This is a genomic window from Collinsella sp. OF02-10, from assembly GCF_003463445.1.
GTDB lineage: Bacteria > Actinomycetota > Coriobacteriia > Coriobacteriales > Coriobacteriaceae > Collinsella.
Genome location: NZ_QSCW01000001.1, coordinates 139282 through 154088, shown reverse-complemented (window position 1 = coordinate 154088; position 14807 = coordinate 139282). Strand labels below are relative to the sequence as shown.

The 14807-nt window shown below is 59.8% G+C and carries 12 protein-coding genes; 11 read left to right on the top strand and 1 reads right to left on the bottom strand.

Features of this window, described 5'->3' with window-relative positions; translation table 11 throughout:
- Nucleotides 1-48 precede the first annotated feature (48 nt).
- The 8 genes from DXA43_RS00675 to gatB all read left to right on the top strand — a co-directional run bounded on the left by DXA43_RS00675 (nt 49) and on the right by gatB (nt 9411).
- Entirely contained in the window at nt 49-1875 is a 1827-nt protein-coding gene (locus DXA43_RS00675; protein ID WP_158564915.1) for an isopeptide-forming domain-containing fimbrial protein, read from the top strand.
- A gap of 611 nt (nt 1876-2486) precedes the next feature.
- Nucleotides 2487-2636 (top strand): hypothetical protein, encoded by a 150-nt coding sequence (locus DXA43_RS10340; protein WP_199580501.1) that lies wholly within the window; start codon nt 2487-2489, stop codon nt 2634-2636.
- Nucleotides 2637-2866: 230 nt separating this feature from the next.
- Complete coding sequence (locus DXA43_RS00670) at nt 2867-3835, top strand: MarR family transcriptional regulator (protein ID WP_117805975.1); 969 nt, start codon at nt 2867-2869, stop codon at nt 3833-3835.
- Nucleotides 3817-4590 carry a hypothetical protein gene (locus DXA43_RS00665; protein ID WP_117805974.1) on the top strand — a complete coding sequence of 258 codons (774 nt, stop codon included), beginning with the start codon at nt 3817-3819 and terminating at the stop codon, nt 4588-4590. Before DXA43_RS00670 ends, DXA43_RS00665 begins: the two co-directional genes overlap by 19 nt.
- Before the next feature lie 131 nt (nt 4591-4721).
- Entirely contained in the window at nt 4722-5639 is a 918-nt protein-coding gene (locus tag DXA43_RS00660; protein WP_158564914.1) for a class C sortase, read from the top strand.
- Nucleotides 5640-5909: 270 nt separating this feature from the next.
- Nucleotides 5910-6221, top strand: coding sequence for an Asp-tRNA(Asn)/Glu-tRNA(Gln) amidotransferase subunit GatC (gene gatC, locus DXA43_RS00655; protein ID WP_117805972.1), 312 nt, complete (start codon nt 5910-5912; stop codon nt 6219-6221).
- On the top strand, nt 6221-7735 hold the full coding sequence (gene gatA, locus DXA43_RS00650; protein WP_117805971.1) for an Asp-tRNA(Asn)/Glu-tRNA(Gln) amidotransferase subunit GatA: 1515 nt from the start codon (nt 6221-6223) through the stop codon (nt 7733-7735). Before gatC ends, gatA begins: the two co-directional genes overlap by 1 nt.
- Nucleotides 7735-9411 carry an Asp-tRNA(Asn)/Glu-tRNA(Gln) amidotransferase subunit GatB gene (gene gatB, locus DXA43_RS00645; protein ID WP_089573180.1) on the top strand — a complete coding sequence of 559 codons (1677 nt, stop codon included), beginning with the start codon at nt 7735-7737 and terminating at the stop codon, nt 9409-9411. Before gatA ends, gatB begins: the two co-directional genes overlap by 1 nt.
- A gap of 223 nt (nt 9412-9634) precedes the next feature.
- On the opposite strand, the gene DXA43_RS00640 is transcribed toward gatB, so the two are convergent.
- Nucleotides 9635-10633: an AraC family transcriptional regulator gene (locus DXA43_RS00640; protein WP_233539990.1), complete on the bottom strand. Its 999-nt coding sequence runs from the start codon at nt 10631-10633 to the stop codon at nt 9635-9637.
- A 120-nt stretch (nt 10634-10753) separates the two neighbouring features.
- Here DXA43_RS00640 and DXA43_RS00635 point away from each other — a divergent pair, with 120 nt between their 5' ends.
- The 3 genes from DXA43_RS00635 to DXA43_RS00625 all read left to right on the top strand — a co-directional run bounded on the left by DXA43_RS00635 (nt 10754) and on the right by DXA43_RS00625 (nt 14776).
- Nucleotides 10754-12577, top strand: a complete 1824-nt coding sequence (locus DXA43_RS00635; RefSeq protein WP_199580500.1) for an ABC transporter ATP-binding protein — start codon at nt 10754-10756, stop codon at nt 12575-12577.
- Entirely contained in the window at nt 12578-14335 is a 1758-nt protein-coding gene (locus DXA43_RS00630; RefSeq protein ID WP_117637898.1) for an ABC transporter ATP-binding protein, read from the top strand. It begins immediately after the preceding gene.
- Between the two features lie 195 nt (nt 14336-14530).
- Nucleotides 14531-14776 carry a DUF6110 family protein gene (locus tag DXA43_RS00625; RefSeq protein WP_055250999.1) on the top strand — a complete coding sequence of 82 codons (246 nt, stop codon included), beginning with the start codon at nt 14531-14533 and terminating at the stop codon, nt 14774-14776.
- Nucleotides 14777-14807: the final 31 nt, after the last annotated feature.

The window sequence follows — 14807 nt, the reverse complement described above, 5'->3', positions numbered from 1 at the left end:
ACCGATCAAATGGGAATCAAGCAGAAAGCAGAGGAAAAGAAGATGAGCATGAGCAAGAACATCGCACGCCTGGCAGTAACCGCCGGCCTCACAGCAGCGCTGAGCTTCGGCGGAGTCATGGCCCCGGTGACCATGGCGTTTGCTGCTGAGGGCGGCTCAACTGTGACGTTCAGTGATTCCGATTACGCCAAGTCGTCTACCTACAAGGGCATTCAGATCTTCAAGGCTAAGGTGACTACGACTAACGGAACCACGACGGTGAGCGGCATCGAGTGGGCCGGCGCCGATACGACTGAGCAGCAAGCGATCCAGCAGGCTGTTGTTAATGCAATTCGAACTATAAAAAGCGATTACAGCAGCACGAACGCTCAGGATGCAGCCGACTATCTGAGTGCAAATGCCCACGTCTCGGGGACGTCCGAGCAAGTCAAAAACGATAATGTACTGAGTCTGATTGCTGCCAATCTTGAAAAGAACACTACGCTTACTTGGAAGAAAACGTCGGAAAACAGTGCCCAGCTTACTGATCTCTCTGCTGGTTACTGGCTGTTCCTCACCAATACGTCTGGTGAGCCTGACGGAAAGTCTACCGACGCATTTACGGCTCCTGTGTATGCTGTGATTGACGGCACCAGCGCAACAACCATTAAGCCTAAGAAGAGCGTCCCCACGGTCGAGAAGAAGATCCTCGATGATGCTGACGCTGCGAAGGCGACGGATATCAAGAGCTCACAAGCATGGAAAGACGTTGCTGACTCCCAGATCGGCCAGGAGGTGAACTACAAGCTCACCGGCAAGATTGCCAGCAACTACGCCACCTTTGACGCGTATGCTTACAAATTCACCGATAATCTTTCGACGGGTCTGGATTATGTCGATAACTCAGTCGAGGTGTACGCCCTGAACAACAACACCTACACTAAGATTAGCTCGACTTCCTATTCGGTTAGCTTCCAGAATCAGAAACTTACCGTTGACTTTCCTGTTGACAACAACGGTAACAAGGGTTTGAAGTCTGCCATTGCTGACGGTACTGGCACCCTCAGCATTGATGAGAACACCGAGATCGTTGTCTTCTACAAAGCCAAGCTTAACAAGAACGCTGTTATCGGCAACAACACCACAGAGCACACCGTGGGTGGCAACCCCAACACCGTTAAGCTTGAGTACTCTAACAACCCGTATGGCAATGACACAGGCGAGACGATCGAGGACACCGTCGCCGACTTCGCCTTCAAGCTCAACCTCAACAAGGTCGATCAGGGCACCGAGAAGGGCCTTGCGGGCGCCGTCTTCACCATCCAGTCCGCTGATGCGAACACTCAAGACCAGTATATCGCCTCGAAGGACGACCCCACCGCGGGCGTCGTCGCGGGCCAGCTCGTGACCGTTGCCGACGACAACGACCTGCCTGGCTACGTGAAGTTCACGTCCGACAAAGACGGCAAGATCCCCGTCTCCGGCCTCGATGCCGGCTCCTACAGGGTGACTGAGGTCCAGACCCCCGACGGCCCCTACACCAAGGCCAACCCCTTCACCTTCACCATTACCCCGACGTATGACGATGCGACCATGAAGGTGAAGGATCTTAAGGCGGAGGTTTCCGCGGCCGACAAGGTCCGCACCGACATCGCCTTCGGCACGCTTGACGGCAAGGCCGGCGACAATGTTCTTCATGGTCAAGATGGCACCGGCACCAACGCCGCTGCCGGCGAGGTCACCATCAACATCGGCAACACCAAGTCCGTGGGCCTCCCGCTGACCGGTCTTAACGGTGTGACCTTCACTTGGATCGCTGGTGGCGCGGTGCTGTGCATCGGTGTGGCGCACCTCATCCGCAGCCGTAAGCAGGCTGAGGAGTCCGAGCAGGAGTAACGCTCGCTCACCCATCCCTTTGGCAGGTGGGATGTGATGGCCATGAGACTTGCGGACACTTTTCTCGTCCATCCACGTTCTTGCTTTGCCATTCTCTTTTCGGGGCAGACTCCGCACTGGAGTCAGCCCCGTTTTTTTGGGATAACGCAGCCAGCCTCCACCGTCCGATGCGGGTACGTTCGTCATCGCGTTTCTTGACTCGTATGAGGTTCGGATTAAGGTCCGTAGGCGCACGCGCGGTGCGGACGGTAGAAGGCATTTGCGCCGCAACAAGCGCAAATAAGAATGCCCGGGGGTCGGATCCCGGGCATTTAACAACGTCGGAAACTGGTCGCCCGCGCTCCTAAGTACTTACGCGGGGTGCGTCGTTTCCTGTAGCTATTGTATCCCGAATCGCCCCGCCGATCCGGGCTATTCTGAAAACGTAAACACGTCGGGCAAACCCGGACAATGCGGCCAAGCTCCGCCGGACGAGAAACCGTGTGTGTAACTATCGAACAAATGTTTGCAATTATTGCGTTTAGCAGCTGTGGGTGCATGCACTCGCAGTAAAATATCCTTGCGACGCATCCCGTGCGCGGGCGGCCGACGACTCGATCGGAGGTCACCATATGCTGAAATTCCTTAACGCGCTCGCCGCCCTCGCGGCGGTGGGCTCGTTCGTCATCGCGTTTCTTGACTCGTATGAGGTTCGGTTTAAGGTCCGTAGGCGCACGCGCGGTGCGGACGGTGGACGGCATTTGCGCCGCAAGCGCAAATAAGAATGCCCGGGGGTCGGATCCCGGGCATTTAACAAAAACTGAAAACTAGGTCGCCCGCGCTCTCGTACACTTACGCGGGGTGCGTCGTTTCCTATTGACATTGTATCCCGAATCGCCCCGCCGATCCGGGACATTTTGAAAACTCAAATGTAGGCTTAGGCACGAACGGTATCTCTTTAATTCCGAAAATTATGTATAATTCCAATACAAACTGGAATCGAACGAAAACAATGGAAATGAACGAAGCGTTAATCTACTTACAAGAAGCACTAGGCCTCTCCGCCAAGACCAAAACTTGGCCTGGATCCGCACGCTTGCCGCTGCATCTGCGGGCGATTGAAGTCCGCGCTGTTGACGCAAACGGTTTTTCGTTTTTGCTTGCAAGTTTGCCTACTGGCGTCGGGCTTCCCGAGGCTAAGAGGGTCTATAGTCAGCTAGCCTTGCGTGCGGAGACTCCTGTTGTCGTTTCGTTTCCTGATGCCGATGCACGTCAGCGCAAAGCATTGGTCGCACAAGGGATTCCGTTTGTTTGCCCCGGCAGACAGGCTTTTCTTCCATTTATGGGCACGGCCTGCACGGAGAGGGGCGGTGCCCGGTTTCGCAATCACGCGACCAAGATGTCACCCAACGCACAGGCTGCCGCAATCTGGGGAGCAGCCCAGGAGCCATATCGCCCCCATGACCTTTGTCGTGCGCTTGGGATCTCGGCAAGCCGCGCGAGTGAGGCCATAACCGAGCTTGTTGACAGGGGACTCGCGAGGCGCGAGCGTTGCGAGCGACGTGTCGTCGTGTTCCCTGTTGCCGTTGATCTTTTGCTCAGCGAGCACATGGCAGAGCTCTCCTCGCCTGTCTCGAAGGTCTTTTTTGCAAGGAAGACGCCGCAGATCGACTATCTTGTTGACGCCGGGGAGACGGCGCTCGCCGCGCGTTCGATGCTCGCTGCACCGGGCATGGAACAAAAGGCCGTCTTAAGAAGTGCATGGCGTCAACTGAGCGACCTCGAAGTCGCAGACGGGGAGTTGCCGGATAACGAAACGGCGATGATTCAAGTGTGGCGCTATGCACCCGTGTTTGCCGGCTCCTCCCGTGTCGACGACATTTCGCTTGCGCTATCTTTGGCGGCAATCGACGATGAGCGAATTCAGCTCGAAGTCGATCGCATGTTTGGAAAGGAATATCCATGGCAAGAAGCGCTGTAGAGGGTCTCCAAGAATTTCAGCAGCATATGCAAGAAGCTGCAGGATCGTATGCTCTTATCGGCGGCACGGCATGCGACATTTTGCTCGCGGAGGCGGGACTTCCGTTTAGGATGACTCACGATTTTGATGTGGTAATCGTCGCCGATGACCGGTTGCCTCAGACGGCAGAAGCTATATGGACTTTGGTGCGTGATGGCGGTTACCGCTGCGGCTGGGGCGAAGGCAAAGGCTCATGTTTTTATCGGTTTACAGAGCCCAAGAGGCCGGGTTACCCCCATATGATCGAACTCTTCGCGAAGTGCCCCGACTTTCTAAAGGGTCGTGAGGGGATTGATGTGGCGCCAATTCACGTTGGTGAAAACATAAGCAGTCTTTCGGCAATTTTGTTGGACGATGCTTACTACAGCTTGTTCCTTCAGGGAATTCGGACCGTAGACGGCGTTTCGGTCCTGGGTACGGAATACATTGTCCCGTTCAAAGCGAAGGCGTATCTCGACCTAAAAGCCAGAAGGGAAGCGGGGGAGAACGTTGATTCGAAGAAGGTAAAAAAGCATAAACGCGATGCGCTGAGGCTTGCTCAGTTGCTTGGCGAGTCGGAAGGTGTAGACCTGGGCGAAGAACTGAAGGACGATATGCTTGCGTTTGTTAAAGATTGCGAGGTGGGCGACGTCAATCTGAAACAGATCGGGGTTGCGGGCGTAACGATGGCGCAGTTGCTCGAGACGATGAAAGCAACATATGGCTTGATTGGTTGAGTGGGGTTACGTGGCCCGAACGGTGCAGTCTAGCGGCGTTGTCTGGCGCGGAAGCTCGCTAATCGGCTATTATTTGTTTAGACAACCTGAGCTGTAAGGAGTGACCGGCGATGGTGCAGGGCGCCAAACATATGAAGAGCAATAACGCCGCGGACAACGGCGGCTCAAGCCCTCAGCCCAAACCTCAACCAAAGCCCAAGCGCCGCCGCAAGCGGCTGCCGCGTTGGGCCGACCGGCTCATCACCATCGTCATCATCCTTATTGGCGTGGGTCTCATGACCTGGCCGTGGATCCTGGACCGGCTCGAGGCCTCGGGCGTGTTCAACCAGATCAGCACGGTGTCCAGCACCGTGGACGCGCTTTCGGAAGAGGAGCGCGAGCGCATCCTGCTACAGGCGCGCTCCTATAACGAGCAACTGGCGGGCGAAGCCACCGAGCTTCCCGCCGACCAGATCGAGCCCTACGCCCAGCAGCTCATCTTTGACCGCGACCCCATGATGAGCTGGGTCGAGATCCCCTCCATCGACGTGAGCATGCCCATCTACCACGGCACGAGCGAGGAGGTCCTTATGGCGGGCGTCGGCCACCTGGAGGGCACGAGCCTGCCGGTGGGCGGTACCTCGACGCATTGCGTGCTTACCGCGCACTCGGGCATGCGCAACCTGAGCATGTTCGACGACATCCACTCGCTGGAGCCGGGCGACCTGGTGCTGCTGCACACCATGAACAAGACGCTCGCCTACAAGATGGCGGACTCCGAGGTGGTGCTTCCCGAGGAGATGGAGTCGCTGACCATCGAGCCCGGCGCCGACAAGGTGACGCTCGTCACCTGTACGCCCTACGGCGTGAACGACCATCGCCTGCTGGTGCATTGCGTGCGCACCAAGTACAGCAAGAAGGATGTCGACAAGCAAAAGTCGCTGGCCGGCCGCCACTGGGGCAAGCGCGAGTTTGCCATGCTCATCGTGGTCGTGGCCATTGTGCTGTTGCTGCTGGACATCGTGATCCACGCGGTCCGCAAGCGCCGCAAGGCCAAGGCCTCGGCATAAGGCTCGCCCAAAACCACCACGTAGGTGCCTGTCCCCTTTGTGGTGGTTGGCTCCAGCTGGGCAATCGAGGTATCCAAACCGTCCCAACATTCAATGAAAATCGCGATTTTGCTGAAAAACGCCGAATGTTGGGACGGTTTTGCTGCAGAACCGCCGGGCCGTGCCCGCCGCCCTCGTTACGTTTTCGCTGCATTTGGGTAAAGCACCTGCTCCAAGCGGCCTTGCCTTGTATACTGGAACGGTTTAACTGTTATGCGGAAGGGAGCGCCTATGGCACTCAGCGAGAAAGACGTGCGCGGCATTGCCGAGTACGCAAAGATCGCACTGACCGATGACGAGCTCGCCCAGATGACGTCCTACCTGAACGATGCCGTCCAGATGCTCGAGCCCGTCTTGCAATATGACTTGCCCGACGTGGAGCCCACGTTCCATCCCATCGGAAGCCTTTCCAATGTGATGGGCGATGACCTGCGCGAGCCCGAGCGCGACCTGCCGCTCGACGTGGCGCTCGAAAACGCCGGCAGCGCGCGCGACCGCTACTTCCGCGTGCCGTCCATTTTGGGAGAGGGGGAGAGCGAGTAATGAAGCTCAATCTCGATCGATTCACGGCCGCGCAGCTGGCCGAGCACGTTGCCGCCGGCGATTTCTCTGCTACCGAGGTCGCGCAGGCCTCGCTCGAGGCCATCGAGGCGCGCGAGGGCGGGGTCCAGGCATTTCTGCAGGTGGCGCCCGAGCTCGCGCTTGAGGCTGCTGCCAAAATCGACGCCCGCCGCGCCGCTGGCGAGGCTCTGCCCCCGCTCGCGGGCGTGCCGCTGGCCATCAAGGACAACATGAACCTTGTGGGTACGCGCACCACCTGCGCTTCCCGTATGCTCGAGGAATACCAGAGCGTCTACACCGCCACCTGCGTCCAGCGCATGCTCGACGCCGGCTGCCTGCCCATGGGCAAGGCCAACATGGACGAGTTTGCCTTTGGCAGCTCCACCGAGTCCTCGGCCTTCCATCGCACTAACAACCCCTGGGATACCGAGCGCGTGCCCGGTGGCTCCTCGGGCGGCTCCGCTGCCGCCGTCGCCGCGGGCGAGGTCGCGCTCTCGCTGGGCTCGGACACCGGCGGTTCCATTCGCCAGCCGGCGAGCCTGTGCGGCGTGGTGGGCTTTAAGCCCACGTACGGCGCCGTGAGCCGTTACGGCGTGGTTGCCTTTGGCTCGTCGCTCGATCAGGTGGGACCCTTCGGCCGCACGGTCGAGGATGTTGCGTTGGCCATGAACGCGCTTACCGGTGCGGGCCACGATCCGTACGATTGCACCAGCCAGGATTGCGCTGTCGACTTTACCGAGCATCTCAACGACAGCATCGAGGGCAAGCGCGTGGGCATTATCCCTGCATTTATGGAGGCCGAGGGTCTGACGCCCGAGGTCAAGGCCGCTGTTCAGCGCGCCGCCCAGGAGCTGCAGAACCAGGGCGCCGAGCTGGTCGAGGTCGACCTGCCGCACCTGGATGCCGCCATCGCCGCCTATTACGTCATCGGCCCGGCCGAGGCGTTTTCCAACCTGGCCCGCTTCGACGGCATTCGCTACGGCTATCAGGAGGAGGGCTGCGCCAACCTGTCCGATCAGAGCTCGCTGTCGCGCGCCCACGGCTTTGGCGCCGAGGCCAAGCGCCGTCAGATGCTCGGCGCCTACCTGCTGAGCTCGGGCGTGTACGACAAGTATTACTATGCTGCGCAAAAGGCCCGCACGCTCATCACGCAGGACTACGACGCCGCGTATGCCAAGGTGGACACCATCCTGATGCCCGCCTCGCCGCGCACGGCCTTTAAGTTTGGCGAGATCAGCGACCCCACGCAGATGTACCTCTCCGACCTGTACACCATTTCGCTCAACATCTGCGGCAACGGTGGCATCTCGGTGCCACTGGGCCTGGGCGAGGACAGCAAGCTGCCCGTTTCTGCCCAGCTGGTGGGGCCCGCCTTTAAGGACCGTCAGCTGCTCACATTTGCCCGCGCCCTGGAGCGCGGCTTTGCCGATGCCGCCACGGGCGCGCCCGCGCTTTCCGTCGCGCCCGATTTTGCCGGGAAGGGAGGCGAGCTGTAATGAAGGAGCTATCCGAGGTCCTGCAGGATTGGGAGGCCGTGATCGGCCTGGAAATCCATACCGAGCTCACCGCACTCGATACCAAGATGTTCTGCAACTGCAAGCTCAGCCACGATGACGAACCCAACGCCAACGTGTGCCCGGTATGCCTGGGCCTGCCCGGTGCGCTGCCGGTGCCCAACAAGCGCGCCATCGAGAGCATCGTCAAGGCCGGTCTCGCCACCAACTGCGAGATCCAGCGCCACTCGATGTTCTACCGCAAGCACTACTTCTATCCCGATATGGCCAAGAACTTCCAGACCACGCAGGGCCCGGTCGCCTTTGCCATGTACGGTCACCTGGACCTGGACGTGACCGGTCGCGGTGCCGCCGAGCGCCCCGACTGCGCGTTTGGCGAGGCCGAGGCCCAGAGCCTGGCGAGCGCCTCGGCCAATGCCGAGGGCCTGTCCACGTCCATGACGTCGACCATGCGCGAAGGCAATCAGCGCGCCGGCCACCTGGCCAGCTATGACGCGTCCAACCTGCAGATGCCCGAGCGTCGCGAGGACGGTTCCTACACGGTGCCCATCCGCATCCTGCGCATCCACATGGAGGAGGACGCCGCCAAGATGGTGCACGTGGGCGGTGCCGAGGGTCGCATTACCGCCGCTGCCGAGTCGCTCGTCGACTACAACCGCTGCGGCACGCCGCTGATTGAGCTCGTCACCGAGCCCGATCTGCGCACGCCCGAGGAAGCGCGCCTGTTTATGGAGAAGCTCCGTCGCATCTTTGTGACGCTGGGCATTTCGGACTGCTCCATGGAGAAGGGTTCCATGCGCTGCGACGGCAACGTGTCGCTGCGCCGCCGCGGCGAGACCAAGCTGGGCACCAAGACCGAGCTCAAGAACCTCAACTCGTTTAAGAGCCTGCACGACGGCCTTGCCTACGAGATTTGCCGTCAGGCCGAGGTGCTCGAGGAGGGCGGAATCATCTATCAGGAGACCCGCCACTGGGAGCCCAGCCGTAAGCGCACCGTGGTTATGCGTGTGAAGGAGACGGCCGACGACTATCGCCTGTTCCCCGATCCCGATCTGGCGCCGTTCGATCTGGACGACGAGTTCATCGACCGCTGCCGTGGCGAGATTCCCGAGCTGCCCGATGCCAAGCGCGCCCGTTTTGAGACCGACTTTGGTATTAAGGCGGCCGATGCCGAGCAGATCGCGGGCGACCCCGAGTTTGCCGAGTTCTTTGAGGCTGCCGCTGCCGGTATGGCTGGCAAGGAGGCCCAGACGGTCGCAAACCTGCTGGTCAACGAGATGATCGCCTACCTTAAGAGCGCAGGCGTGTCGCTCGCCGAGTCCGGCATCGCGCCGGCTCAGGTAGCAGCGCTGGCCAAGCTGCTGGTGACCGATGCCATCAGCTCCAACCAGGCGCACGAGGTCTTTGAGGCCATGGCCCAGACCGGTGACGACCCCAACAAGATCGTCGACGAGCGTGGTATGCGTCAGGTGAGCGATGCCGGTGCGTTGCAGCCGATCGTGGACGAGGTGCTGGCTAACTGTGCCGATCAGGCGCAGCAGTATCGTGACGGCAACCAGAAGGTTATCGGCTTTTTGGTGGGCCAGTGCATGAAGGCGAGCCGCGGCAAGGGCAACCCGAAGCTCTTCAACGAGTTGCTGAGAACGTCGCTCTCGTAAGCGGGAACCCGGGAGCCCCGGCAGGGCGGGTGCTTCCTCAAAATTTCAAACAGTCCTGCGCAAGACGAAGGCCACATTAAGTGGCCTTCTTTGCGTGCGGAACTCATTTTGAGCAAGCACCCGCCCTGCCGGGGCTCCCGGGTCCTGCAACGACTCGGCCGTTCGGGTCAGGCGGGGCTGAATGGAATTTGGTGAATGAGGGTGCCGTTGGCGCCTTCATTCTTTATATATGTTGGGAGCGCCAAGCGGTGGGGGTGGTGCCGGTGTATTGTTTGAAGGCTTGGGCGAAGGCGGCCTGTTGGGGATAATCGAGCCGCTCTGCTACCTGCGCTATCGTGAGCGAGCTATCGGCCAAAAGGTCCTGTGCTCGCTCCATGCGGCGTCTGCGGATGTAGGCGCCCAGGGACTCGCCAGTTTGGGCCTTAAAGGTGGCGCATAGCTTGGAGCGGCTTGTGTAGAGCCTCTCGGCCACCTCGTTGATACCCACATGTTTGCCCTTGTCGAGCGAGCGTTCTACAAGGCTCGTCGCTTCCTCGGCAATGGTCATGCTGGCGCGTGTGTCTGCCGCCTGCCGCGCCTGCTTGTGGGCCGCGCGCGAACAGGCGAGCTCCGCGACCATGGTCTCCACGATGCCTTGCATATAGACGTGTCCGCCTACGGCGCGAGCGCGGTCCTCGTTGATTCGGCGTAGTGTGTGGCAGATGGCAGATACTGCCTCCTCGTGCCACGACTCGGCAAACGCCTCAAAGACTCCCGCGAACTCGGCGGGATAGCGATGCTCCAACTCGTCAAAATATCCAGGCAAAAAGAGCACCGAGCGTGAGTGATAGAGTTGCCCTGCAAACAGCGGGCTTAGCTCCTCGCCGCAGCTGTCTTGGATAAAGCTGCAGACTGCGCTGCTCGGCCACGGCCCACGCAGCGGCTTGAGGTTCGCAGGCGTTATGCCGGCTTCGGGCATGCACATGAGCGTGGGCGCGCTGACCTCGCTCACGCACGCGTACGGTTCGGGCGTGTATTCGGCTAGGTGCATGTTGTGCATCGGGGTAATGAAATGCTCCATGACGATGCAGGCGGGGGAAAGGGGCATGATCCATGCGCGTCCGTGCGCCCGATCGTTTGCCACCTCACCGGTAAAGACGGCGCCCTTGCCGGAGAACTCCAAGCCAAACTGCTCAAACTGCGGTGCGTAGAGCTCGGTTATATCGGTTGCCGCCCGCCGCATTTTCAAAAGCGTCCCCTTCATTTGCGAAAACGTCCACGCCTGGCCCAATTGTGTGCCTTGGCTAACACGCCCATGATAAGTTTCTTACGGTTAACTCTCAAGCCGTTAGAAAGGAATCTCATGGCAAAGGGATCAAAAAAGGAAGGTGGCGGCATCGGCGAGTTGCTTGCATATGCCGGTGAACGTAAATTCCTAACGTATTTGGGCATGGCCCTCTCGGCGCTCTCGCAGCTGCTGAGCTTTGGCCCGTACGTGTGCATCTGGCTTGTTGCGCGAGATCTTATCGCCGTGGCGCCCAACTGGAGCGAGGCCGCCAATATCGCGATGTATGGTTGGTGGGCTGTGGGCTTTGCCCTGGCGAGCATTGTGGTCTATTTTGTGGGACTCATGTGCACGCACCTGTCCGCGTTTCGCTGCGCATCCAATATCCGCAAGACCACGAGTGAGCATCTGCTCAAGTTGCCGCTCGGCTACTTTGACACGCACGCCACCGGTGAGCTGCGCCGTATCGTAGACGGATGCGCTGCCTCCACCGAGACGCTGCTCGCACACATGCTGCCCGATATCGCCGGCGCCACCGCCATGGTCGTGGGCCTGCTCGTGCTGCTTTTCGCCCTCGATTGGCGTTTGGGTGCGGCATGCCTAATCTCGGTCGTCGTTTCGTTTTGCGCCATGGCCACCATGATGAGCGGCAAGGGCGCCGAGTTTATGAAGGCTTACATGGGCGCGCTGGTCAAGATGAACAAGACCGGCACCGAATACGTACGCGGCATCCCCGTGGTCAAGGTCTTCCAGCAGACGGTCTACTCCTTTAAGGCGTTTCACGATGCGATCGCCGAATACGCCGACATGGCGCAAAGCTATGCGGGCACGTTCTGCCGAGGCCCGCAGGTGCTCAACCTTACCGCGCTCAATGGCCTCGTGGCATTTCTTTTGCCCGTGGCGTTGCTGTTGGCGCCGGGCGAGACGGACTTCGCGCACTTTATGGTCAACTTCACGTTTTACGCGATCTTTTCGGCCGTGGTGCCGACGGCCATGACCAAGCTCATGTTTGTGGGCGAGGCGTCTCAGATGAGTGCCGATTCGCTGGCGCGCATCCGAAGCGTTATGGATTCCAAGCAGCTCTCCGTGCCTGCCCAGCCCAAGCACCCTATCGGCAGCGATGTGCGCTTTGAGGATGTAAGCTTTACCTACGAGGGTGCCGAAGCGCCTGCCGTCGATCATGTGAGCTTTAGCGTTCCCGCAGGTAGCACCCTTGCGTTGGTTGGTCCCTCGGGCGGCGGTAAGTCAACCTGCGCAAGCCTGATCCCGCGTTTTTGGGATGTTTCCTCGGGTCGCGTGCTTGTGGGCGGCGTAGACGTTCGTGACATGGATCCGCACGAGCTCATGGACCAGGTCGCCTTTGTGTTTCAGACCAACCAGCTGTTCCGGCAAACACTTGCCGATAACGTGCGCGCCTCCAAGCCTACGGCCACTGACGACGAAGTGCGTGCGGCCCTCTCCGCAGCTCAGTGCGACGACATTGTGGCCAAGCTCCCGCAGGGTATTAACACCATGCTCGGTGCTGGAGGGGCATATCTTTCGGGCGGCGAGGTACAGCGCGTGGCACTCGCCCGCGCGATCCTTAAAGACGCACCTATCGTGGTGCTCGATGAGGCCACGGCGTTTGCGGATCCCGAGAACGAGGCACTCATCCAGCGTGCCTTTAGCAAACTGGCGGCGGGTCGCACAGTCATTATGATCGCGCACCGGCTTTCGACCGTGGTGGGGGCCGACAAGATCGTGGTGTTCAACCAAGGTAGCGTGCAGGAGACTGGCGCCCATGCCGAGCTGCTGTCCCAAAACGGTCTATACGCCAAGATGTGGGCCGAATACGAACAGGCCGCGAGCTGGAAGATCACTGCTGCCGCGGATGCCGCCGTCACGAAGGGAGGCGAGGCCTAAATGTTCGCCTCATTCCAAAAGAAGTATTTCCTATCCGATAAAGGCGTCGCCGGCGTAAAACGCGGCATTTTCTGGACCGCGCTCACCAATCTCATTACCATGGCCGGCATGGGCTTATTGTTCCTGGTCATGGCCGGTTTTGTCGAACATCTCGCCACCGGTGCCGACCTGCCGGATGCCCTGCCGATTGTGGGCGGCCTCCTGGTCTTTTTCGTGTTGCTCTTTGCCTCTAACTGGCAGCAGTATTACTACACCTACTGCATCTTTTACGAGGAGTGCGGCAAGCAGCGTATGGAGATTGCCGAGCGCTTGCGCAAGCTGCCGCTGTCGTTTTTTGGCCGTCGTGATCTGGCCGATTTAACCGAGACCATCATGGGCGACGTCCAGGCCATGGAGCACGCCTACAGCCACGTGCTGGGAGAGCTTTGGGGTGCCATCATCGCAAGCGCCATTGTGTTCGTGGCGTCGCTGTTCTTTTGCTGGCAGCTGGCGATCGCGGCGTTTTGGAGCGTGCCCGTGGCCTTTGCCGTGCTGTATCTGACACGCGGCCCCATGACCCCGGTGTTCGACCATGTGCGCGCCGAGAAGGTCAAGGTTACCGAGGCGATCCAGGAGACGCTCGACTGCGTGCGCGAGATCCGCGCCACCAACCAGGAGGCTCATTATCTTGAGGGGCTCAACGCCGTGATCGATGCCGAGGAGCGCGAGACCACCAGAGGCGAGCTCGCCAATGGGCTTTTGGTCAACTCCGCCTTTGCCATCCTGCGCCTGGGGATTGCCACCACGTTGGTCACGGGCGCTGCGATGGTCGCCTCCGGCCAGGTCGACTTTTTGATGATGTTTGCCTTCCTGCTTATGGTGAGCCGCATCTATGCGCCCTTTGATCAGGCGCTGATGCTGATGTCCGAGCTGTTTGCCGCCGAGTCGTCGGCCAAGCGCATGCGTTCCATCATGGAAGAGCCCGTGGCGCGGGGCAGCGAGCAGTTTGAGCCCGTAGGCCACGATGTGGTGTTCGATCACGTGGCATTTGGCTATGGTGCGGGCGAGGACGGCCGCGCCGGCGAGAAAGTTCTTACCGATGTGAGCTTTACCGCCAAGGAAGGCGAGGTCACGGCACTGGTCGGTCCTTCGGGCTCCGGTAAGTCCACGGTGAGCCGCCTGGCCGCGCGCTTTTGGGACGCCACCGAAGGCACGGTCACCGTGGGCGGCGTGGATGTTGCGAGCGTGGATCCCGAGGTGCTGCTGCGCGACTACGCCATTGTGTTCCAAGACGTGCTGCTCTTTGACGACACGGTGATGGGAAACATCCGTCTTGGTCGTCGCGATGCCACCGATGAGGAAGTGCTTGCTGCCGCGCGTGCCGCCAACTGCGACGAGTTTGTGAGCCGCATGCCGCAGGGCTATGACACCATGATCGGCGAGAACGGCTCCAAGCTGTCCGGCGGTGAGCGCCAGCGCATCTCTATCGCCCGTGCGCTGCTCAAAGACGCGCCTATCGTGCTGTTGGACGAGGCGACGGCGAGTTTGGATGTGGAGAACGAGACCGTGGTGCAGCAGGCGCTCTCCCGCCTCCTCGCAGGCAAGACAGTTATCGTTATTGCCCACCGTATGCGTACGGTGGAAAATGCCGACAAAATCGTTGTACTCAAGGATGGTGTGGTTGCCGAGCAGGGCACTCCGGCGCAGCTCAAGGCGGCAGGTGGAGAATTCGCCCGCATGGTGGCGCTGCAAAAGGAAGCAGCTACCTGGCAGTTGTAAGAAGGGGCAAAGGGACAGTCCCTTTGTCACATTGACAATCGGTTACTCCGCATCGTTAATTTTCAAAAGGTTAGCCATGGCTGACCTAGATAGTTAGATAAAATTGAGATATTTCAAAAGCGTGCTCGAGCAAACTTGTTTACTCGGGTGCTGAGGCACCATGCCGCGTCCAATGCGGCAAAAGGGAGAAGCAACATGAAGAAGTCGACGTTTAACACCCTGCTTGTCGGTGGCGGTTTTCTGCTCGGTACGGCCGGCATCAAGCTGCTCACCAGCGCTCCGGTAAAGAATGCTTGCGTGCAGGGTATCGCGTGCGGCATGCGCATCAAGAACGGCTACCAGGACATGGTCGAGCAGGCCAAGGCTAATGTCGACGACATGGTTGCCGAGGCTGCTTACATCACCCAGAGCGAGGCCGCTGCTGACGAGGCAGCCGAGTAACGCTCCCAGGCACAAACTATGAGATTCTCGA

What these genes read in the sequence shown, in the direction of transcription:
- gatB (WP_089573180.1), top strand. Translation starts at nt 7,735, where the DNA reads ATGAAGGAGCTATCCGAGGTCCTGCAGGATTGGGAGGCCGTGATCGGC.
- DXA43_RS00635 (WP_199580500.1), top strand. Translation starts at nt 10,754, where the DNA reads ATGGCAAAGGGATCAAAAAAGGAAGGTGGCGGCATCGGCGAGTTGCTT.
- DXA43_RS00670 (WP_117805975.1), top strand. Translation starts at nt 2,867, where the DNA reads ATGGAAATGAACGAAGCGTTAATCTACTTACAAGAAGCACTAGGCCTC.
- DXA43_RS00630 (WP_117637898.1), top strand. Translation starts at nt 12,578, where the DNA reads ATGTTCGCCTCATTCCAAAAGAAGTATTTCCTATCCGATAAAGGCGTC.
- DXA43_RS00660 (WP_158564914.1), top strand. Translation starts at nt 4,722, where the DNA reads ATGAAGAGCAATAACGCCGCGGACAACGGCGGCTCAAGCCCTCAGCCC.
- gatA (WP_117805971.1), top strand. Translation starts at nt 6,221, where the DNA reads ATGAAGCTCAATCTCGATCGATTCACGGCCGCGCAGCTGGCCGAGCAC.
- DXA43_RS00640 (WP_233539990.1), bottom strand. Translation starts at nt 10,633, where the DNA reads ATGCGGCGGGCGGCAACCGATATAACCGAGCTCTACGCACCGCAGTTT.
- gatC (WP_117805972.1), top strand. Translation starts at nt 5,910, where the DNA reads ATGGCACTCAGCGAGAAAGACGTGCGCGGCATTGCCGAGTACGCAAAG.
- DXA43_RS00665 (WP_117805974.1), top strand. Translation starts at nt 3,817, where the DNA reads ATGGCAAGAAGCGCTGTAGAGGGTCTCCAAGAATTTCAGCAGCATATG.
- DXA43_RS00625 (WP_055250999.1), top strand. Translation starts at nt 14,531, where the DNA reads ATGAAGAAGTCGACGTTTAACACCCTGCTTGTCGGTGGCGGTTTTCTG.
- DXA43_RS00675 (WP_158564915.1), top strand. Translation starts at nt 49, where the DNA reads ATGAGCAAGAACATCGCACGCCTGGCAGTAACCGCCGGCCTCACAGCA.
- DXA43_RS10340 (WP_199580501.1), top strand. Translation starts at nt 2,487, where the DNA reads ATGCTGAAATTCCTTAACGCGCTCGCCGCCCTCGCGGCGGTGGGCTCG.